The sequence below is a fragment of the Qipengyuania seohaensis genome, assembly GCF_002795865.1.
In the GTDB taxonomy this organism is placed as follows: Bacteria; Pseudomonadota; Alphaproteobacteria; order Sphingomonadales; family Sphingomonadaceae; genus Qipengyuania; species Qipengyuania seohaensis.
The window spans coordinates 238,091-259,199 of the sequence record NZ_CP024920.1 but is presented as its reverse complement, the minus strand read 5'-3'; the positions used below and the strand labels follow the sequence as shown (position 1 = coordinate 259,199).

The window sequence follows — 21,109 nt, the reverse complement described above, 5'->3', positions numbered from 1 at the left end:
ATCATGTGAGGCGGCGGGGCATTGCATCCCCGCCGCTGCACGCATAGCTGGCGAATGATGGAAGTTTCGCCGACCCTCCTGGCCCTGATCGGACTGTTGCTGGCCGTGTGGACCGGCGCGGCCGTGTGGCTGATGCTGCGCGCGACGACGCGGGCACAGGCCGCCGAGGCCCATCGCAAGGCCGCCCTGCGCCTCGCGCGCATGGTCGAAGAAGGGCCTGCCATCCCTCTGACGGTCCGGACCGACGGACGCATCGAGGCGCCCGACCGGCTGGCGCGATGGCTCGGGCTGGAACGCGTGCCCGAATACCTAAGCGAACTCGCGCGCGAAGACGGCACCGGCCTTGCCGACGAACAGATCGAGGAACTCTCCACATTGGTCCGGCGCACACAGCGCACTGCCAAGCCATTCAAGCTTTCCCTGCGGCCTCCCGGCTCGGGCAAAATGCTGGCCATGCGCGGCGCCTTGGCCGATCCTGCCGTTTCGCCCAGCGGCGCTGCGCTGATCTGGGTGTTCGACTTCACCGAAACCGAAGACGAACTCGCCCGGCTGGAAGAAGAGGCCGCACGCGCCCGCGACGATTTCGGCGCGCTCGTCGGTCTGATCGAAGCTGCGCCCATGCCGATGTGGTTTCGCGGCGCGGACATGCATCTGCGCCTCGTAAACCGCGCCTATGTCGAGGCTGTTGGCGGCGAGAGCGCCGACCAGGTCGTGACCGAGCAGGTCGAACTGGTCGAACGCGTAGGCGGACGCACTGCGGCAGAGGTGGCGCAGCAGGCAGCCGACCGCCGCCAGCCGATCGAGCGGATCGTCTCCGCCACGATCAAGGACGCCCGCCGCACGATCCGCGTCACCGACTTGCCTCTCGTTGGCGAAGGTATCGCCGGATACGCCGTCGACATCGAGGAAATGGAAGAGCAGGCCCGCGAATTCCGCGCTTTCCGCGAAGCGCAGCGCTCGATGCTCGACCAGCTGTCCATCGGCGTTGCCCAGTTCGATGCGCGCCGCCGCATGACCTTCGCGAACCAGCCGTTCCACCGGACCTTCTCGCTCCCACCCGGCGTGGTGAACGAGCGCACCAGTTTCGAACAGATGCTGATGGTCGCGCGCGAGAACGGCCGTATTCCCGAGGTACGCGATTTCCCCGCATGGCGCGGCGAACTTGTCGAGTGGTTCCAGCGGGACGATCCCGAAGAGATGGCCTGGCCGCTTCCGGACGGGACGCACCTTCGCGTCATCGCGCAGCCGCTTCCTGACGGCGGACTTGTCCTGATCGCGGAAGACCGGACCGAGCAGCTGGCCCTTTCCGCCACGCGCGACACCTTGCTGCGCACGCGCACCGCGACCTTCGACAGCCTGTTCGAGGCACTCGCCGTCTTTGCACCCGACGGGCACCTCGAATTGTGGAACCGCGGTTTTCCGAGGGCCTGGGGGCTCGACGGCGAAGTGCTCGACAACCATCCGCAGGCCGAGGAATTGCTCGAGGCGATTGCGGGCCAGCTGGCCGACCCCAAGGCCATTTCACAGATCGGCCAGACTATCCGATCCGCCACGCTCGACCGCAAGAACCGCGAAGGCCGGATCGAGCTCGCGGACGGCCGCACGCTCGACTACGCAGGCGTACCGCTGCCGGATGGCAACGGCCTTCTCACCGTGCTCGACGTAACCGCCTCGCAGCAGGCCGAGGAGGCACTGCGCGAACGCAATCGCGCGCTGGAAGAGGCCGATGCGGTCATGACCCGCTTCCTCGCCAATATGAGCTATGAGTTCCGCACTCCGCTGACCACGATCGGCGGATTTGCCGAAATGCTGGAAACCGGGCTGGCGGGGGACTTGACCCCGCAAGCCGCGGAATACGTGGCGGCAATCACCCAGTCGGTCGGCAAGCTGACCGAGCAGGTGGAAAACGTGCTCGACCTGTCGCAGTCCGAAGCCGGCCTCATGCCGCTGCGCAAACAGCGGGTGGAACTGCTGCCACTGCTGACCCGCATCGTGCGCAAGCGCGAACAGGCGATCCTCGATGGCGGCCTGACCCTCGATCTCAAGGGTAATGCGAACAAGGTGGTCGATGCCGACCAGCAGCAATTGCAGCGCGCGCTCGGCCAATTGCTCGACAATGCGATCAACAACACCCCGCAAGGCGGCAAGATCGTGATCGATGTGGCCAAGCAGCGCGGCCTCAATCGCATTGCGATCACCGATACCGGGCGCGGTATGAGCCAGCACGAACTGGCCCGCGCGCTCGAAGGTATCCGCATGTCCGCCGACGGTAAGGGCATCGAGAGGCGGCATGGCCTTGGCATTCCGCTCGCGCGCCAGCTGGTCGAGGCCCATGGCGGCACGCTCGATATCCAGAGCCGGCGCAATGCCGGGACAAGCGCGGTCATCACGCTGCCGTGATAGTCGACCTGCCCGATCTTGCAGCCATGGATGCATTCGGCGCCAGGATTGCTGCAAAGTTGCAACCGGGCGATGTCGTGGCGTTGTCGGGAGGGCTGGGCGCGGGCAAGACCACGCTCGCCCGGGCGATCATCGCGGCGCTTGGTCACGAAGGCGAGGTGCCTTCGCCGACCTTCACCATCGTCGAAACCTACGACCATCTACGCGTGCCGCTCGTCCATGCGGATTTCTATCGCCTAGATGATCCCTCGGAAGCCGAAGAAATCGGCCTCGACGATTACCGCGAAGGCGCTGCGCTGCTCGCCGAATGGCCCGACCATGCAGGCGGATTTTCGCATGAGACGACCTGCCTCGAAATCACGCTGGAAACGGTGGGAGAAAATGGGGGTGAGGGGCGCAGGGCCGTTGTTAATGCAGGCGAAGCTTGGCAAAGCCGGAAGCCATGAGCGACACGCTGCCCGACGGCATTCACGACTTCCTTGGCGACACTGCCTGGCAGGGCGCCGAAATCGCGCCTCTGGTAGGCGACGCCAGCTTCCGCCGCTATTTCCGCCTGCGCATGGGTGGCCGCAGCGCAATGCTGATGCACGCACCGCCGCCGGAAGAAGACCCCAAGCCGTTTCTCCACGTGGCCAAATGGCTTGCCGACCATGGCATGCGCGCGCCTGCGATCCTGGCCGAACGCGCGGACCGGGGCTGGATCCTGACAGAGGATTTCGGCGACCAGCGCATGAAGGAATGGATCGACGCCAATCCGGATGACGAGCACGCGGTCTATGCGCAGGCCATCGATGCACTGGTGGACCTGCACAAGCTGCCGCCGGGGCCATTCGAGCCCTATGACATTACCGTCTACCAGCGCGAAGCCGGCCTGTTCGTCGAATGGTTCTGTCCGGCTGCCGGCCTGACGGTCGACGAGGACGGGTGGCGCGAAGCGTGGGACAAGGCCCTGTCGCCGATGCTCGCACGCCAGGAACCCGGAGTGAGCGTCCTGCGCGATTATCACGCGGAAAACATCATGCTGCTGGAGCCCGGGAAATCGGGCGGGGAGCAGGGCCTGATCGATTTCCAGGATGCGCTTGTCGGCCACAAGGCTTACGATCTGGTCAGCCTGCTACAGGATGCACGCCGCGACGTGTCGACCGAATTGGAGGCCGCAATGCTCGATAGGTATCGCCAGGCCGCCGCCCCCGACGATTATTTCGAGGACGATTACGCCCGTCTCGGTGCGCAGCGGAACGCCAAGATCGTCGGCATCTTCACGCGCCTGTTCAAACGCGATGCGAAGCCGCGCTATCTCACCATGATCCCGCGCGTATGGGAAGCGATGGAGCGGGATTTGCAGCACGAGGCGCTTGCGCCGGTAGCCGAATGGTTTGCCGCCAATATTCCCGACGATATCCGCGTCAATCATGGCGGGAAGATCGCATGAGCGGCCTCGTGTCCGACACCGCGATGCTGATGGCTGCGGGCCTTGGCAAACGGATGCGCCCGCTGACCGCGACCACGCCGAAACCCATGGTCCGCGTGGCAGGCAAGCCGCTGATCGACCGGGCGCTGGACCGCGTGGAAGATGCGGGGATCGCGAAGGCGGTCGTGAACGTCCACTACCTCGCCGAATCGATCGAGGCGCATATCGGCGCTCGCAAGGCTCCGGCGGTGACCTTCTCCGACGAACGCGCCGAATTGCTGGAAACGGGCGGCGGCATGGTCAAGGCGAACGCGGCCGGCCTGCTGCCCGACCCCTTCTTCGCCTGCAATGCCGACAGCATCTGGCTGGACGGACCGCGCAACGCCTTTCTCGATCTTTCGCAGGCATGGAACCCGGAGAAGATGGACGCACTTCTCCTCGTCGTCACCCATGCGCGGGCACATAATTTCGACGGTACGGGCGATTTCTACATGGACGGCGCGGGCCGCCTGTCGCGCAAGCGCCCGGATCGGATCGCTCCCTTCATCTACACCGGCATACAGCTGGTGTCGCACAGACTCCTGCGCGAAGCGCCCGAGGGAAAGTTTTCGACCAATATCCTGTGGGATCGCGCGATTGCCGAAGACCGGCTCTACGGTGTCGCCTTTACAGGCCAATGGTACGAAGTCGGCACGCCGCACCACATCAGGCCTACCGAAGAGGCACTGACGGGTGGCTGACGAAGGCAGGGTCGCACCGGAGCCGAAGGTTTACTCGATTGCCGCACACCGCGGTTTTGCCGACGCCCTGGTGGCAGGGTTGGTCCCACGATATTCAGACGAAGAGTTGGGCCTTGCCCGGCTGACGCTGCTTTTGCCCAGCAGTCGTGCCCGGCGCACCGTATCCGAAGCCTTCATTCGCCATGCGGGCGAGCTTGGGCGGCCGGGCCTCCTGATGCCGCGCATGGTGGTGGTCGGTGATCTCGATCTCGACGAGGCCCTGGGGCCACTGCTCGATCCGCTGGGCTCTGCCGACATCAGGCCTGCCGTCGACCCGCAGCGCCGGATGTTCGCGCTGGCGAGCCTGATTGCAGAAGAAATGGGCGAGGATGCGCCCAAGGGTGCGACCTTGCTGCGCCTTGCGCGGGAAACCGGCGCCACCATGGATCGCCTGCTGGTGGAGGATGTGGGGCCGGAGCAATTGCTCGACGAGAAGGTCCTCGAAATCCATCCGAGCCTGTCGGAACACTGGCAAAAATCGCTGCGTCTGTTTGCTCGGGTTCAGACCCGCTGGCTCGCGTGGCTGGACGCAAACAACTCGCTCGACGCGGCGGCCCGTCGCAATCGCCTGTTCGATCACGCGGCCGCTGGTTGGAATACCAATCCGCCTGCGACGCCGATCGTCGCCGCGGGCGTGACCAGCGCAGCGCCTGCGCTTGCAAGGCTGCTGCGAGTGGTAAGCGAGTTGCCACAGGGCGCGGTAATCTTGCCCGACTTCGACCTGACTATGGATGGGGACGTCTGGGAGGAGCTGGGCAGGGCAGGCAACCGTCCGTCGCCCGGCGACACGGTCTTTGCGAAGGACGATGCGGTCACGCACCCGCAATATCACCTCAAGTTGCTGCTCAACCGCATGGGCATGCGGCGCGAGGAGGTACAGCCCTGGCATCGCAAGGGTATGACCGCCGCTCCGCCGGAGCGCAGCCATGCCATCGGTGCGCTTTTCCTGCCTCCGGAGGGAAGCAAGGTATGGGCCGCGCTGCCTTCCGAGAAACGCCGCCTGTCCGGGGTCCGCGTCATGCAGGCGGCCAATCCGGAAGAAGAGGCGCAGGCCATCGCATTGCTGGTCCGCGAAGCCGTGGAAGAACCCGAAAAGCGTGTCGCCGTCATGACGCCCGACCGGGCGTTGGCGCGGCGAGTGATCCATCATCTCGCACGCTGGAACATCGTTGCCGACGATTCCGCCGGTCGCCCGCTATCCCAGACGGCAGCGGGGCGCGCCTTCCTGCTGGCAGCGGAGGTTATGGCGGAAAACGCGATGTCGGTGTCGCTCATGGCGCTGCTGGGTCATCCGCTGGCCAAGGGCGAGATGGAGCGCGGTGTCTGGCTGCGCCAGCTGCGACGGGTGGAGCGCGAACTGCGCGGACCGAGGCTTGAGGCTGGCCTCGAACCGGTAACCGAAGTCGTCGCCAAGCTTTCAGAAACGCACAAGAATGTCGGTGAATTCTGGTCGCAGGCAGAGGCGGCTCTGTCTCCTCTGGTGGAGCGTGACCATGACGCTCCTTGCTTACTTGCGGAGCTGATCGACACGCTGGCGGATAGCGCCGAAAGATTGTGCGGCGAGCGTTTGTGGGCGCGCGAGGACGGGCGCAGCCTGTCCGCTTTCGTCGAGGACTTTCGCCTCCATGCGCGCGAGGCAGGCTTCATGGTGGCGCCGCGCGATGTTGCCGCGCTGCTGTCCGATGCCATGGAACAGGTCGCGGTTCGCCCTCCCTATGGCGGCCATGCCCGTGTCCAGGTGCTCGGCCTGCTCGAAGCGCGGATGAACCGCGCCGACCTCGTCATTTGCGCAGGCCTCAATGAAGGCGTGTGGCCAGCGCGAGGGAGCGTGGATGCGCTGCTCGCCCCTCCGGTCCTGCGAACACTCGGCGTGCCGGGCGGCGATTTCCGCATCGGCCTGTCCGCGCATGACCTTGCAGGTGCCCTCGGTGGGCCGGAAGTGGTGCTTAGTCGCGCGGCACGGGACGAGGGCGGCCCTGCCATTCCCAGCCGCTTCCTGCTGCGCGTGCAGGCGCTGCTTGGCGACCAGCTGCCACGCCACGAGGAAACGCAGGCCGTACAATTGGCGCGCGCCATGTCGCGGGCTCCCGATGCCGGGGTCTATCCCCGTCCGAAACCCTTGCCCGATGCAGAGCAGCGCAAAGTCGCGATCTCCGCCACCGCGCTCGACCGGCTGCGCGGCGATCCCTACCAGTTCTATGCCCAGCAGATCCTCGGCCTGAAAGATCTCGACGCGCTCGATGCAGAGCCGTCTGCTGCGTGGCAGGGCACGGTCGCTCACGAAATCCTGGAGCGCTGGCACCAGGCCGATCCCAAGCCGCCCATGGCCGAGGTGATGGAAGCGGTCTTCGATGACCACAATGTCCACCCGTTGATGCGCGGCTTGTGGCAACCGCGCCTCCAGAAGGCGCTGGAATGGGTTGAAAGCGAAATCACAGGCTACACGGATCGCGAAGTGGTCGCGGTAGAAGCCTGGGGCGATATGCACGTCGAGGGTGTGCGAGTGCACGGCAAGATCGACCGCCTTGACCGGCTTTCCGACGGAAGCCTGGCAATCGTCGACTATAAGACCGGATCGCCGCCTTCATCGAAGATGGTCGAACAGGGCTTTGCATTGCAGCTTGGATTGCTCGGAATGATGGCCGGGCGGGGCGGCTTTGAGGGCGTCACGGGCGAGGCAAGCGCCTTCGAATACTGGTCGCTGGGCAAGGCCAAATCGGAGAGCAACGAATTCGGCTTCGGTTACGTCGAAACGCCGCTGAAGGTCGGCAGCAAGCGTAGCGGGATCGAGCCGGAGGATTTCCTGCCCAAGTCGGAAGCTTACCTCACCGATGCGATCAATCGCTGGATCAAGGGGGATGCGCCGTTCACCGCGCGGCTTAACCCGGATTATCCCGCTTACGACACGTACGACCAGCTGATGCGGCTGGAAGAGTGGCTCCCCCACATGGACGCCGAAGAAGACGCCGAGGAAGGCCCGGCATGAGCGGCAAGGTCTATCCTCTTCAGGGCCACCAGATGGACGCGGTGGACCCGCAGGAAAGCGTCTGGCTGTCGGCCAGCGCGGGCACCGGCAAGACGCAGGTGCTTTCCGCGCGCGTGCTGCGCCTGCTGCTGGAGCCGGGTGCCGATCCCTCGCAGATCCTGTGCCTTACTTTCACCAAGGCGGGCGCGGCGGAAATGTCTGTTCGCGTCAACGAGGTACTGGCCCGCTGGGTCCGCATGAGCGACACGCAGCTGGCGGAAGAACTCGGCAATCTGGGCGCAAGAAGCGATCCGGACACCCGCGCACGGGCACGCTCGCTCTTCGCGCGGGTGCTCGATTGCCCGGGTGGCGGCCTCAGGATCGATACGATCCACGCTTTCGCGCAATACCTTCTCGCTGCCTTCCCGGCAGAGGCGGAAATCCTTCCCGGCAGCCAGCCGATGGAGGACCGCGAGCGAGATTTGCTGAGCCGGGACGTACTTGGCCACCTGCTCGAACAAGGCGATCCCCGCTTCCTCGCCGCAATCGGCGAAATGAGCCGACGCAAGGGCGCGGATGCCGTGCGCGGCTGGCTGATGAAATGCGCCGGCTTCCTCGACCTATGGTACCAGCCGCAATGGCAGGGCGACCTCTCCGGTGCCGTAAGGCGCGTTCTGGATGTTCCTTCCGATGCCGGACCCGAATGGGTCGCCGAGGCGTGCAGCGACGAGAGTTTCCCGGTTGCAAGCCTGCAGTCGTGCAGTCGCATCAATGGCGAATGGGGAACGAAAACCGGGCTCGAGAACGCCGATTTCGCGGCGGGTTGGCTGGCGGCCGGGTCCGATCAGCGCCTTGCCATGCTCGACGGCTTCTACGGCACGCTGCTCACCAAGAAGGGCGAACCGAGCCGGCTGTCCAATCTCGAAAAGATCGATCCGTCCTATGGCGAATACATCGGGCGCGTGCAGGAGGGTATCCAGCAGGTGGCCGAACGCCGCGCCTTACTGGATCTTGCCGATTTCCTCGCACCTCAACTGGAGGCTGGACGCGCCTTCGCCCTGCGCTGGGAACAGGCAAAGGCGCGTGAAGGGCTGGTCGATTTCGACGATCTGATCCAGCGTGCAGCACATCTCCTGTCCGATGCGGCGGTGGCGGACTGGATTCGCTACAAGCTCGACCGCAGTTTCGACCACATCCTCGTCGACGAGGCGCAGGATACCAACCGCGCCCAGTGGCAGATCATCGAGGCGCTGACGGACGATTTCTTCTCCGGTGAAGGTGCGCGCTCGGACCGGATCCGCACGATCTTCACCGTGGGCGACTTCAAGCAGGCGATATTCGGCTTCCAGGGCACCAGCCCACGCAATTTCGCCGAAGCGCGCGATCGCTATGCGGAAAAAATGCGGCGCACCGCCGATGCCGCGCAGGATGCGCGCGGCGCCCCCGATCCGCGATATCTGCGCCAATACGGCCTCGGCCAGAGCTTCCGCACCGCCGACAACGTCCTCGATTTCGTGGACGAGGCCATCAAGGCGATCGGCTCTGCCGAACTGGGCCTCGATCGGGAGGCGGAACAACACGACGGGCAGGATCGCCCCGGCCTCGTCACGCTCTGGAACACTGTCCATGCCGACAGCGGGATGGAAGAGGGCGAGGAAGACGAAAGCTGGCTCGGCAAACACGATCGAAAGCTGGCCGACCGTATTGCCCGCCAGGTGAAGCGGTGGATGGAAGAAGGCTTCCCGCTGGTGAAGGATGGCGCGCCTCGCCGCGCCGGTCCCGGCGATGTGATGGTTCTCGTCAGGAAGAGGCGCGACCTCGCTTCGCTGATCGTCGCGCGCCTCTATCGTCACGGTGTGCCGGTCGCCGGGGTGGACCGGTTGCGGCTGGGCAATCCGCTGGCGGTGAAGGACCTGATGGCGGCAATCCGTTTTGCCGCTCAGCCGCTGGACGATCTCACCCTGGCGAGCCTGCTCGTCTCGCCGCTGGTCGGCTGGTCGCAGGACGATCTTCTGAAGCATGGCTACCGCGAAAGAGGCGTTCGGCTGTGGGAGCATTTGCGCCAGAGCGACGACCCGACGGTCGTCCAGTCACTCGACGCATTGCGCGAAATCCTGCGCCGCGCAGATTTCGACACGCCGCAGCAATTGCTGCACTGGATTCTTGTCGGACCTATGGATGGTCGGCGCAAGCTCGTGTCCCGCCTCGGGCGCGAGGCAAACGACCCTATCGACGAGCTGCTCAACGCCGCCAACGCCTATGCCGCAAGCCACGTCGCGAGCCTTCAGGGCTTCATCCGCTGGTTCGATGCTGGCGAAGGCGAGATCAAGCGCGAGGCAGGCGAGGGTGGCGACCAGGTGCGCGTGATAACCGTGCACGGGTCCAAGGGCTTGCAGGCACCCATTGTAATCCTTGCCGATGCTGCAATCGGCCCCGACGGGTCTGGCGATCTCGAGCTGGAAGATGCGCCGCTGGGTGGCGAGCGGAAATTTGCCGTTCCCGTCCCGGGCCTAAGGAAGGACGAGAAGGTTGGCCCCCTGCGCGAGGCAGAGGACGTCGCCTCGTCCGCCGCCCTGGAGGAGCATTGGCGGCTGCTTTATGTCGCGATGACCCGCGCGGAAGAGGCGCTGTTCATCGGCGGATCGCTTGGTCCGCGCGATGCGAAGAACGGTCCGCATGAGGACAGCTGGTACGCCCGGCTAAAGCCGCTTTTCCCGGACGACGCGCTTGCGGATGACTTGTGGGGCGCGCGTTACGAATGGGGCGGCCTAAGCGATGCAAAGCTACCCGAACCGGTGTCGCGTTCCGTTTCCGAAGTGGAATTGCCACGCTGGGCATCGACTCCCGTAGGGCCGGAGCCGCGACCGCCGCGTCCGCTTGCCCCGTCCGGGCTTGGCGAAGTCGAAGGCAGCGATCCGCCGCTACCTCCGGAAATTGCCGCCGGAGCCGCACGGCGCGGTGTGCTGATCCACGCCTTGCTGGAACGTCTTCCCGAAGTGCCGCAGGGCGAGAGGGAGGCGAGAGCGCTGGACTGGCTGGCCCGACAGGCGCCCGATCTTGTCGAGACGGAGCGGCGCGAAATGTACGAACGCGCGCGCGCGGTTTTGGAGACGCCGGAGTTTGCCTCGATCTTCGGCCCTGATGCGCTTGCGGAAATACCGCTGGCTGCAACGGTGCAGGGACAGGTTGTCATGGGTACGGCGGACAGGCTGCTGGTGACAGCGGAGAAGGTCACCGTCGTCGATTTCAAGACCGCGCGCCGACCGCCTGCTTCGCTCGGTGCGATACCGGAGACGACGATGCGCCAGATGGCCGCCTATGTTGCGGCGCTCGAAGCGATCTATCCGGGCAGGGCGGTAGAGGCCGCCGTGCTCTATACCCAGACGCCGCAATTGATCGCCTTGCCCGCAGCCTCCATCGCGCCCTACAAGACCGCGTTTCCGGATCGGCAGGAAAGCTTTGCCTTGCCGCCCGTTGAGTAATTGACCAAGCCGCCCCACATCGGCGGCAAACACGAATTCAGGAGATATCCCATGGCCACCATCAACGTAACCGACGAAGGCTTCCAGAAAGACGTCCTCGACAGCGACAAGCCCGTTCTCGTGGACTTCTGGGCCGAATGGTGCGGGCCGTGCAAGATGATCGCTCCGGCGCTGGAAGAACTTTCCGAAGAAATGGCCGACCAGGTCACCATCGCCAAGATGGACATCATGGAAAACACCGGCGTGCCCGGCCAGATGGGCGTCCAGTCGATCCCATACCTGGTCCTGTTCAAGGATGGCCAGCCGGCGGCACAGATGCGGGGCGCGGCTCCCAAGGGCCAGCTCAAGCAGTGGCTCGAAGGCGCGCTCTGACGCACGTCGGGACATAGTCTTGCCGCAATCTTGTTTTGCGGCGCAACATTGCTAAACGCGTGGAACCATGAAGCGCACGCACCTGCCTCTCAACGCTTTGCGCGTCTATGACGCCGCTGCCCGTCACCTGAGCTTTACCCGCGCTGCGGACGAGCTTGCGGTGACGCCTGCGGCCGTGGGCCAGCAGATCCGCGCGCTGGAAGACCACCTCGGGACCGTCCTGTTCCGGCGCACCAGCAAGGGGCTGGAGCTGACGCAGGAAGGTTCGGCGGGGCTCGACGCGTTGCGCGAAGGCTTCCTCAAGTTCGAGGAAAGCGTTTCCGCCATGCAGGCTGGCCAGGCGAGCGACAATTACACGGTCGCCTGCCCGCGCGAATTCTACGCCCAGTGGCTCGCTCCGCGCCTCGCGAAGTTTGCCGAGGCGAACCCCGACATCAAGTTCACTTTCGTAGCCGACGAGAACGCCGATTTCACCGAGGCCAATCTCGACTGCGCCATCCGGCTGGTCGACGGGCCGGGAGACCTGCAGGGCGTCGAGCTGGCTGCCGCGCGCCGCGTGACGGTTGCGGCGCCCGGTGCGCCCGACAAGTGGATCGACTGGGGCCTGCCGCTGCAGGACGGCACCGTGGCGCACGTCACGGTCAGCAATGCCGGGCAGGCGCTCTCGGGCGCCATGGCGGGGCTGGGCAAGGCGATCCTGCCGGAACTGCTCGCCAAGGAAGCGATCGAGGCGGGCCAGCTCGAAGTCCTCGACGGGCCCGAGCCAGGCACGCGTGCCTATTGGCTGGTCGCCCCGACGCCACAATGGCGCACGAAGAAGGTCAAGGCGCTGGTCGCCTTCCTGACGGCCTGATCGCCGCGCTGGCTGAGTCCATGCGCAGCGTAGAGACCCTTCGTACCGACCGCTTCACCCTGCGCCCGCTAAGGCGTGAGGACACGGCTGCGCTATTCCCGACCTTCGCGGACGAGGCGCAGTGCCTTTACCTGACCCGTCCAGCCTTCACTTCCGAGGACGAACTGTGGGGCTGGCTGGCGGAGCCGGACTGGAACGGGCGAACATGGATCGCCGAGGATGCGGATGGGCGCGTTGCGGGGCGGTTCGTCTCCGTGCCCGCCCATGAGTACGGGGTCGAGGAGATCGGCTACGTCACCTGCATGGACCGGCAGGGCGGGGGTGTGGCGCGCGAATGCACTGCGGCGTTGGTCGATCACCTGTTCGCGAGCGGCCTGCGCAAGCTCACCGCCGAGGTGGACATGGACAACACCCCCTCCATCCGCCTGCTCGAACGGCTCGGCTTCACGCGCGAGGCGCTGTTTCGGGAGCATGAGACGACCCACGCAGGGCTTCGCGATGTGGCGGTGTACGGCCTGCTGGCGAGCGAGCGGGCCTAGCTCTCGAACGCTGCGAAGACGTGCGCGATGCCGGGCGGGTCGGCCTGCTGCCGCAACCGTGTCAGTGCCTCGTCGATCTCGACCACAAATCCGCGCGAGGCGTCGACCGTCCCGCTCCCCACACCGCCCAGCATCCGCGTGAACTGCGTCGCGCTGCGGTTTTCGCTCAGCGTTTCGACATGGAAGCGCGTGATCCCTTCCTCGCGCGCGTCGAGCAGGATCGTCGCCGTCAGCAGCTTGCCGAGGCCGAGGCCGTGGAAATCGTCGATGATCGCGACGGAGAACTCCGCGCATTCCGGATCCTCCTCGTCGCGGAAGGCGTGGACGGCACCGATGGCGGAGCGCGGCGGGTCTTCCGACAGGTCGAGCGCGCCCCAGGCGAGGTGCATTACCCCGTCCGCGTCGAGCAGGCGGTCGATCACCCAGTCGGGCGGGGTGCGCATTCCGGAAAAGAACCGCAGATAGCGCGAGTGCGGCGACATCCGCTCTATGCCTGCGCGCATAAGCGCCTCGTCCGCGCGGTCCACGCGGCGGATGCAGACGCGGCGGCCGTCCTCGATCGCGGTGGTGATCGAACCCGGCCCGCAGCCACCGCGCCAAGGCACGTATCCGGGGGAGGGGGGATCGTCGGCGATGGGTCGGCTCCTTCGTCTGTGCGGGCGGCATAGCACAGGGTCGGCAGGCGGCTAAGCCCTTCCATGCGGGGCCGCGCGGCCTAGACCAGCCCCTCTTGTGCCAGCACCTCGTCGCGAATGCGCTCGTAGGTGATGTGCCCGGGGACGATGTTGCGCACGTCCTCGCGATAGCGGCCGCGATAGGCGAGGACGAAGCAGAGCAGCGAATTGGCGCGCGGGTTGTAGTACCCTTCGGTCAGGGCGCGCTCGATCGCGCAATCCTCCAGCCGCCAGACGCCATATCCTACCGCCTCGTCCCACGCGGCGGCAAACCCTTCCGCCCCGGGCCGCGCACGCAGCTTGTAGAGCGCCTCCATGCTCTTCCCGATCGACCGCGCCGCCTGCACGACAATCCCCGTCGCCGCCAGCGTGGCGACGAAGCGGCGCTGCAGGTCCGGCGTGATGGAATTACGCCGCGGCTGCTTGTGAATATAGGGCGCGAAGTCGAGGAGAGGATCGTCCGGATCAAGCTCCGGCCCGGGATTGGCAACGGCAGAAGTCGCCTGTCGAGGCGTAACACGAGTGGTTTCGTTCATAGGCCGAGCCAAGATGCAGAAAGCCATCAAGTAGGAAACAGCTATCGGATAAGCGCCAAATCCGAGCCGAAGGCGAAGGCAAGGCCGACCGGCCGCCCGAGCCTATGCGAGGAAGCCAAGCCGCACGGACGTGCGGCGCCCGGCGCCTGAGGGCGCAAACAAAAAACTTCCGGCGCCTGAGGGCGAAAACAAAAAACCCACAAAAAAAACGGCGCCCGTCTTTCGACGGACACCGCTTTTTGTCGCCTGCGGAGTGAACCGCGGGCTGTGTGGCTTACATGCCTTCGTCGACAGCGTCTTCAGCTGCGTCGCCGGCTTCGCCCATGGCGTCTGCCTGTGCGTCGAGAGCTTCTTCAGCTGCTTCGTCGCCCTGTGCTTCTGCGAGGTCGGCCTGCTCTTCAAGGAGGTCTTCCTGCGATTCAGCCTGCTGTTCAGCCAGGTCTTCCTGAGCTTCCTGCTCGCTTTCGGCGCAAGCTGCGAGCGAGAGAGCGGCTGCCGAAACGGCGACGATTGCCAGTTTGTTGAACTTCATGTGGTATTCCCCTTTAAGTGGATTCCGAGCGCGGCAACCCGCGCTTCGACCATACTACGCATCAATGACAAATTTGTGCCACATTTTTTTTCATGTGGTGTGAAATCAGTGGGATGGGGTGGGGGTGCAACCCTTCAACTCTGGCGAAACACGGCGTGCTCCCAGCACGCCGCAAGGGCGACCGCCCGCCCGAGCTTATGCGAGGAAGCCAAGCCGCACGGATGTGCGGCGCCCGGCGTTTGAGGGACGAAAATAAAAAATGCGAAGTAAGGAAATTCTATTTGGCCAGCGAAGTGTGGCGTAAACGGTGTCCTCAGGAAAACAAAACGCGCTGATTGTCCAGCTTCCTAGCTTGACCGAAAGCGCCTGCTCGCCATGCCTAACAACGATATAGACATTTTGAGGGGTCATAGAAATCGCAGTATTCTGTTCGCAGAGAACTCAAGGCAACTATTCTGCTTGTTCGATAATTTTCCCGTGCATGGAACGCATATAGGATTCTTGACCTTTCGAGTACCCAAGCGAAAAATCATCGTAGAATTGCTGGTTTTTCTGTCTACTTCGCGTGTCGCCATTTGACAGCATCAAATAGGCGCGCATTTGCTTAATGCTCAACTTGATTTTTGTCATTTCAATCACCGAAATAGTTTTGGAAAAACTGCTGGTTCAAATCGCGTTGAAAATAGTGCTTTCTCTTGATCCATACGAACCCGTCACCCTTAGAGATCACAGCTACGTCAATCGCTCCGCCGACGGTTTCAGGATCGCCCGAGACCCTTCTTTTTAAAGAAGTAAGGTTCACGAATGATTCTGCAACGTGCGCAATTTCATCTTTGGGCGCAAACCGCAAAACCTCCTCAATTGGGGTTCGATATCTTTTGTAAGAGAAGCTTGCGAGCTGTGAGTCAAGGTCATTCAAGGATTCTGGTAGAGAGCGCTCTATCATTGCGAGCGTAACAAGTTTCTCATCTTCTGACAGCTGAGTGTGCTCATCTAATATCTCTTGAGAATGTGCCATCACAAAACCAGCCAACATCCCACGAGAGAAATTTGCGTATCCGTCGTCGATTCCATTCACGAAGGCATCGACCGCATCCTCTTGAGCGAAAGCTTCGATGTGAACGGTCTCGCCATCTCGTGCGATGTCGACCGGTTCATGCTCCATTATCCGAAGTTTGTTCTCGACCCCTCCATCCACTCGCAAATGGCACAATGTCGGGAAAAGTTCTTCCGCGCCGAAGCCAGCGACCACAATACCAGTGGAGAGGCGACTGTAGTACTGACTGCAGATATGTTGATGGACAAGTTTTTTGAAGCGACCTCGAAATTTTCTCGGGATTGCTTCATGGTTGAAAGGATTCTGGTCTAGATAGGTATCGATTGCGGCGCCATATTTTCTCGAGAAATGCCAATACGAATAGTTTTTGTAATTTTCGAGATATTCGGTTTCCAAGACATTTTGTTCGACTTGTTCAATCGCTTGCGCCATACATTCTGTTTTCGTCCCCTGAAAACTAGCTCTCTTCATCGTTCCTTGGATCGATGAATAGGTGTGGGAGCAGCTGAAAATAACGTTGATGACTTGCTGTTTTTCATCGAACACATTTGGCGACGATATATATGCCTTAAACTCCTCAACATACTCTTTCACCGTCGCGAAAGCCTCGGCCCCCAGCTTTGTCCGGAATGATTTAATGATAGTTTCCCATGGTACGCCGCAATGTTCGACATGGCCGTAAATCATTATGCCGATCGGATGATGCTTGCTGAGCGTGAATATCTTGTTGGCGCCCGTGAATATCTTTTCACGACCAGCCTGTCCCGTTGTCACGGCGGAATCAGCTGCAAGTGCAATCGCTCCCTTATTCATGATTGCCACTTCTGCTGTCATTACTCGATATCTCCTTTATTTACGTCTTAATATTGATTTTTTCAGACTTGAAGTTCAGGGCAGTTTGAAGTTGTGGATTTGGTGTGGAGCGTCCCCATCCCTTGACCCAAACCCCCTCCCACACTTTGCGCCCACCCATCCGCTGAGGGATTCGCCCTGTGCGAAACCAACGCTGGCCAGATAGAGCCGAACGTTGCCGGTCATGGCCCGGGGGCCTTCCGCTAATGCGATGTGGGCCGATCGGTGGAGCGTTTCAGGCCCGGCCAGCCAAACAGCTCCACCGCCTTGTAATCCGGCGAAAACTCCCCATCTTAGATTTAGCTACCAGTCGCAATCGACGGTCCCGAGGGCCAGTTGTCCTCTCTTCTTTCCATTTCGCCTTCTAGCCCGCGCACAAGCGGTCGCTGATGAACGCCTGCGCGAAATCGAAGGACTATTCCCATGACTCATTATGGCACCATCAAGAACTACGACAGCGGCAAGGGCGAGGGCATGATCACTCCCGAAAAGGGCGGCGATGTGCTGCATTTCGCCAAGGCCGATCTCAAGCCGGAATCCTCCGCTCCCCAGCAGGGCCAGCGCTTCGGTTACGAAACGAAGCAGGTTGGCGGCGGGAAGCCGCAGGCCATCAACCTTCGCCAGGAAGAACAGGGCGCAGGCAACCAGGGTGAACAGGCCAGCAAGCAGCAGGGCTGATGCATGATTTTTCGGGCGCGTCGCAAGGATGCGCCCGAATTTCCTGACGGTTGCCGCAGGAGGCGAGCCATGGATCTCAATGAACTGCTACACAAGCACCAGATTGCGGTGATGAAAGCCTCTGCTTCCGGCGATACAGAGGCGCAGGACGGCCATTTCGCCAAGGTCGCCGAATACGCCGCCCGCATACGCGGGCTGCGGGATACGTTGCGCGCCAGCAAGCCGGATGAAACGGTCAACCGGCCGGAAACGATCATCTACGGCAGCTATGCCGGCGATACGGAAGCGCCTGTGTCTATCGAATGGGTCGAACCGGTCGATCCGGTCAAATCCTGGGAAGACGAAGGCGGCGCGGTCCGCCATCCGGCACAACCTAGGCCGCCGCAGATTACCGAGCGTATAGCGCGGTCTTACCATGTGGGGCCTTACGTCTACCAGGACCTCGACCTTGCAGTGGCCGAGCACCTGCGTCAGTTGAGCGCCGAAGAGGGCGGCACGGCTTGACCAATACCCCCTCCCACACTATGTGCGCGGCCATCCGGTGAGGGAATCGCCCCGTGCGAAACCAACGCTGGCCAGATAGAGCTGAACATTGCCGGTCATGACCCGGGGGCCTGTCGCTGATGCGATAAGGCTCTTTTCTATTGCAGCGAACCAGTTTCGCTCGGGGCAGCCGTCAAAGTAACCCGGTGGCCGTGTGGGCCGATGGGTGGAGCGTTTCAGGCTCGTGCGTACAGACCGCCCAGGTGCCCTTTGCGGCGTCGGTGCGGCGCTTGGCACGAACCCGACGAACCATCCCGAAACCCGCTAGTTGCCGCCATCGAAACGGTGAAGAGAGAACTCATGCCGACTATTAACCAGCTGGTCCGCAAGGGCCGCGTTCCGCAGAAGGCCAAGTCCAAGGTCCCTGCAATGGAGCAGAACCCGCAGAAGCGCGGCGTTTGCACCCGTGTCTACACGACCACTCCGAAGAAGCCGAACTCGGCTCTGCGCAAGGTTGCCAAGGTTCGCCTGACCAACCAGCGCGAAGTCATCTCCTACATCCCGGGCGAAGGCCACAACCTGCAGGAGCACAGTGTCGTGCTCATCCGCGGCGGCCGTGTTCGCGACCTTCCCGGCGTTCGTTACCACGTCCTTCGCGGCGTGCTCGATACGCAGGGTGTCAAGGATCGCAAGCAGTCGCGCTCGAAGTATGGCGCGAAGCGTCCGAAGTAATCCACGGGACTTAGGAGATAATCAATGAGTCGTCGTCGTCGTCCCGAGAAGCGGGAAATCCTGCCTGATCCGAAATTCAACGATCAGGTCCTTTCGAAATTCATGAACAACCTGATGTATGACGGCAAGAAGGCCGTTGCAGAAGGTATCGTCTACACCGCGCTCGACGTGGTCGAGGAAAAGGCAAAGGCCAACCCGGTCGAGCTGTTCCACGCCGCCCTCGAAAACATCAAGCCGCAGGTCGAAGTTCGCAGCCGCCGTGTCGGTGGTGCGACCTACCAGGTGCCGGTCGAGGTTCGCCCCGAGCGTGCCCAGGCACTCGCGATCCGCTGGCTGATCGGTGCAGCGCGCGGTCGTCCGGAAACCACCATGGCAGCACGTCTGTCGGGTGAGCTGATGGATGCGGCGAACAACCGCGGCAACGCCGTGAAGAAGCGCGAAGACACGCACCGCATGGCGGACGCGAACCGCGCTTTCTCGCACTACCGCTGGTAAGCCGTTCCGCTTGTGGGGCCGGGGGAGGGGGTTTCCTTCCCCGCGGTCTTCAAGCGGTCACAATGATACCCATATGGGGCTGGAGAATTCGTCTCCTCCCCCAGTCTTAAGGAAAAGCACATGGCTCGCGAATATCCGCTGGAGCGGTACCGCAACATCGGCATCATGGCCCACATCGATGCCGGCAAGACCACCACGACCGAGCGTATCCTTTACTACACCGGCAAGTCCTACAAGATCGGCGAAGTCCACGACGGCGCCGCTACCATGGACTGGATGGAGCAGGAGCAGGAACGCGGCATCACCATCACGTCTGCTGCCACGACCACGTTCTGGCAGAACGAAGACGGCAAGGGTGAGAAGCACCGCATCAACATCATCGACACGCCCGGACACGTCGACTTCACCATCGAAGTCGAACGTTCGCTCCGCGTACTCGACGGCGCTGTTGCAGTTTTCGACGGCGTCGCCGGCGTAGAACCGCAGTCCGAAACTGTCTGGCGCCAGGCCGACAAGTACGGCGTTCCCCGGATGTGCTTCATCAACAAGTTGGACCGCACCGGCGCAGACTTCTACTACTGCGTCCAGTCGATCATCGACCGCCTCGGCGCTACGCCGCTGGTGCTCTATCTCCCGATCGGTTCTGAAGCCGATCTTGCTGGCGTGGTTGACCTCGTTAACAACCGCGGCATCGTCTGGGAAAACGACGGCTTGGGTGCGACGTTCAACTATGTCGACATCCCGGCCGACATGGCCGACAAGGCTGCCGAATATCGCGAGAAGCTGATCGAGACCGCCGTCGAACAGGACGACGATGTCATGGAGCAGTACCTCGAAGGTAACGAGCCCGATGCCGCAACGCTCAAGAAGCTGATCCGCAAGGGTACCATGGCACGTGACTTCGTTCCCGTGCTGTGTGGCTCGGCATTCAAGAACAAGGGCGTCCAGCCCCTGCTCGACGCGGTTGTCGACTACATGCCGTCGCCGCTCGATGTTCCGGCCATCAAGGGCGTCCTGCCCGACAGCGATGAAGAAGCAACGCGTCCGTCTTCCGACGATGCTCCTTTCTCGGCGCTGGCGTTCAAGATCATGAACGACCCGTTCGTCGGCTCGCTGACCTTCACCCGCATCTATTCGGGCCAGCTGTCCAAGGGCAGCGTCCTGAACTCGGTGAAGGACAAGAAGGAAAAGATCGGCCGTATGCTGCTGATGCATTCCAACAACCGTGAAGACATCGATGAGGCATTTGCCGGCGATATCGTCGCAATTGCCGGCCTGAAGGAAACCACCACCGGCGATACGCTGTGTGATGCCTCCAAGCCGATCATTCTCGAGCGTATGGAATTCCCCGAGCCGGTTATCGAACTGTCGGTGGAACCCAAGACCAAGGCCGACCAGGAAAAGATGGGCGTTGCCCTCAACCGCCTGGCTGCCGAAGATCCGAGCTTCCGCGTCACCACGGATCACGAATCCGGTCAGACGATCATCAAGGGCATGGGCGAGCTTCACCTCGACATCCTCGTCGATCGCATGAAGCGCGAGTTCAAGGTCGAAGCCAACGTCGGCGCACCGCAGGTCGCTTACCGCGAATACCTCGGCAAGCCGGTTGACGTGGACTACACCCACAAGAAGCAGTCGGGTGGTTCGGGTCAGTTCGGTCGCGTCAAGGTCAAGGTCACCCCGGGTGAGCGCGGCCAGGGCTTCGTGTTCGAAGACAGCATCAAGGGCGGTAACATTCCGAAGGAATACATCCCGGCCATCGAAAAGGGCTTCCGCGAGCAGGCCGAAAGCGGCCATCTCGTCGGCTTCCCGATCATCGACTTCACCGTCGAACTTTACGACGGTGCGTACCATGACGTCGACTCGAGCGCGATCGCGTTCGAAATCGCCGGCCGTGGTGCCATGCGTGAAGTCGCGGATCGTTCGGGCATCAAGCTGCTCGAGCCGATCATGAAGGTCGAAGTCGTGACCCCCGAGGACTACCTCGGCGACGTCATCGGCGACCTTAACTCGCGTCGTGGCCAGATCCAGGGCACCGACAGCCGCGGTAACGCACAGGCTGTCGAAGCCAACGTGCCGCTCGCGAACATGTTCGGCTACGTGAACGAGCTGCGTTCCTTTACCCAGGGCCGCGCTCAGTACTCGATGCAGTTCAGCCACTACGACGAAGTTCCGGCTAACGTGGCACAGGAAGTCAAGGAGAAGCTTGCGTAAGGCAGCTTCACCGTCTAGGGGCGGCGCCTGATTCCGCGGGCGCCGTTTCTTCCCG

18 protein-coding genes are annotated in these 21,109 nt (G+C 62.7%); 14 read left to right on the top strand and 4 right to left on the bottom strand.

The annotated features are described in order from the left end of the window. Positions 1–57 precede the first annotated feature (57 nt). From CVE41_RS01280 to CVE41_RS01240, 9 genes are all read left to right on the top strand, one after another. On the top strand, positions 58–2,400 hold the full coding sequence (locus CVE41_RS01280; RefSeq protein ID WP_100261309.1) for a PAS domain-containing sensor histidine kinase: 2,343 nt from the start codon (positions 58–60) through the stop codon (positions 2,398–2,400). Then, positions 2,397–2,846 carry a tRNA (adenosine(37)-N6)-threonylcarbamoyltransferase complex ATPase subunit type 1 TsaE gene (gene tsaE, locus CVE41_RS01275; RefSeq protein WP_100259045.1) on the top strand — a complete coding sequence of 150 codons (450 nt, stop codon included), beginning with the start codon at positions 2,397–2,399 and terminating at the stop codon, positions 2,844–2,846. Before CVE41_RS01280 ends, tsaE begins: the two co-directional genes overlap by 4 nt. After that, entirely contained in the window at positions 2,843–3,832 is a 990-nt protein-coding gene (locus CVE41_RS01270; RefSeq protein ID WP_100259044.1) for an aminoglycoside phosphotransferase family protein, read from the top strand. The genes tsaE and CVE41_RS01270 overlap by 4 nt, the downstream gene beginning before the upstream one ends. Then, positions 3,829–4,551, top strand: a complete 723-nt coding sequence (locus CVE41_RS01265; RefSeq protein ID WP_100259043.1) for a nucleotidyltransferase family protein — start codon at positions 3,829–3,831, stop codon at positions 4,549–4,551. The genes CVE41_RS01270 and CVE41_RS01265 overlap by 4 nt, the downstream gene beginning before the upstream one ends. Beyond that, positions 4,544–7,576, top strand: a complete 3,033-nt coding sequence (gene addB / locus CVE41_RS01260; RefSeq protein ID WP_100259042.1) for a double-strand break repair protein AddB — start codon at positions 4,544–4,546, stop codon at positions 7,574–7,576. Before CVE41_RS01265 ends, addB begins: the two co-directional genes overlap by 8 nt. Further along, on the top strand, positions 7,573–11,037 hold the full coding sequence (gene addA / locus CVE41_RS01255; RefSeq protein WP_100259041.1) for a double-strand break repair helicase AddA: 3,465 nt from the start codon (positions 7,573–7,575) through the stop codon (positions 11,035–11,037). Before addB ends, addA begins: the two co-directional genes overlap by 4 nt. Positions 11,038–11,088: 51 nt before the next feature. Next, complete coding sequence (gene trxA / locus CVE41_RS01250) at positions 11,089–11,409, top strand: thioredoxin (RefSeq protein ID WP_090478853.1); 321 nt, start codon at positions 11,089–11,091, stop codon at positions 11,407–11,409. Between the two features lie 67 nt (positions 11,410–11,476). After that, positions 11,477–12,262 (top strand): LysR substrate-binding domain-containing protein, encoded by a 786-nt coding sequence (locus CVE41_RS01245; RefSeq protein WP_090478850.1) that lies wholly within the window; start codon positions 11,477–11,479, stop codon positions 12,260–12,262. Next, positions 12,214–12,801, top strand: coding sequence for a GNAT family N-acetyltransferase (locus CVE41_RS01240; RefSeq protein ID WP_232725740.1), 588 nt, complete (start codon positions 12,214–12,216; stop codon positions 12,799–12,801). The genes CVE41_RS01245 and CVE41_RS01240 overlap by 49 nt, the downstream gene beginning before the upstream one ends. Here the strand turns inward: CVE41_RS01240 and CVE41_RS01235 are convergent. The 4 genes from CVE41_RS01235 to CVE41_RS01215 form a co-directional block, all read right to left on the bottom strand. Beyond that, positions 12,798–13,406, bottom strand: coding sequence for a GNAT family N-acetyltransferase (locus CVE41_RS01235; RefSeq protein ID WP_100259039.1), 609 nt, complete (start codon positions 13,404–13,406; stop codon positions 12,798–12,800). The two genes, CVE41_RS01240 and CVE41_RS01235, sit on opposite strands and share 4 nt — an antisense overlap. 110 nt (positions 13,407–13,516) lie before the next feature. Next, entirely contained in the window at positions 13,517–14,011 is a 495-nt protein-coding gene (locus CVE41_RS14680) for a hypothetical protein (protein WP_198507687.1), read from the bottom strand. A 274-nt stretch (positions 14,012–14,285) separates the two neighbouring features. After that, positions 14,286–14,543, bottom strand: coding sequence for a hypothetical protein (locus CVE41_RS01225; RefSeq protein ID WP_100259038.1), 258 nt, complete (start codon positions 14,541–14,543; stop codon positions 14,286–14,288). Between the two features lie 631 nt (positions 14,544–15,174). Further along, positions 15,175–16,434 carry a hypothetical protein gene (locus CVE41_RS01215; RefSeq protein ID WP_100259036.1) on the bottom strand — a complete coding sequence of 420 codons (1,260 nt, stop codon included), beginning with the start codon at positions 16,432–16,434 and terminating at the stop codon, positions 15,175–15,177. 441 nt (positions 16,435–16,875) lie between these two features. On the opposite strand from CVE41_RS01215, the gene CVE41_RS01210 reads away from it, so the two are divergent. The 5 genes from CVE41_RS01210 (at position 16,876) to fusA (ending at position 21,054) form a co-directional block, all read left to right on the top strand. Further along, complete coding sequence (locus tag CVE41_RS01210) at positions 16,876–17,130, top strand: cold-shock protein (protein WP_100259035.1); 255 nt, start codon at positions 16,876–16,878, stop codon at positions 17,128–17,130. A gap of 69 nt (positions 17,131–17,199) precedes the next feature. Continuing rightward, on the top strand, positions 17,200–17,634 hold the full coding sequence (locus tag CVE41_RS01205) for a hypothetical protein (RefSeq protein ID WP_100259034.1): 435 nt from the start codon (positions 17,200–17,202) through the stop codon (positions 17,632–17,634). A gap of 339 nt (positions 17,635–17,973) precedes the next feature. Further along, positions 17,974–18,345 carry a 30S ribosomal protein S12 gene (rpsL, locus tag CVE41_RS01200; protein WP_006831873.1) on the top strand — a complete coding sequence of 124 codons (372 nt, stop codon included), beginning with the start codon at positions 17,974–17,976 and terminating at the stop codon, positions 18,343–18,345. Positions 18,346–18,369: 24 nt separating this feature from the next. Further along, entirely contained in the window at positions 18,370–18,840 is a 471-nt protein-coding gene (rpsG, locus tag CVE41_RS01195; protein WP_100259033.1) for a 30S ribosomal protein S7, read from the top strand. Positions 18,841–18,960: 120 nt separating this feature from the next. Further along, positions 18,961–21,054 (top strand): elongation factor G, encoded by a 2,094-nt coding sequence (gene fusA, locus CVE41_RS01190; protein ID WP_100259032.1) that lies wholly within the window; start codon positions 18,961–18,963, stop codon positions 21,052–21,054. The last annotated feature ends 55 nt before the right edge of the window (positions 21,055–21,109 follow it).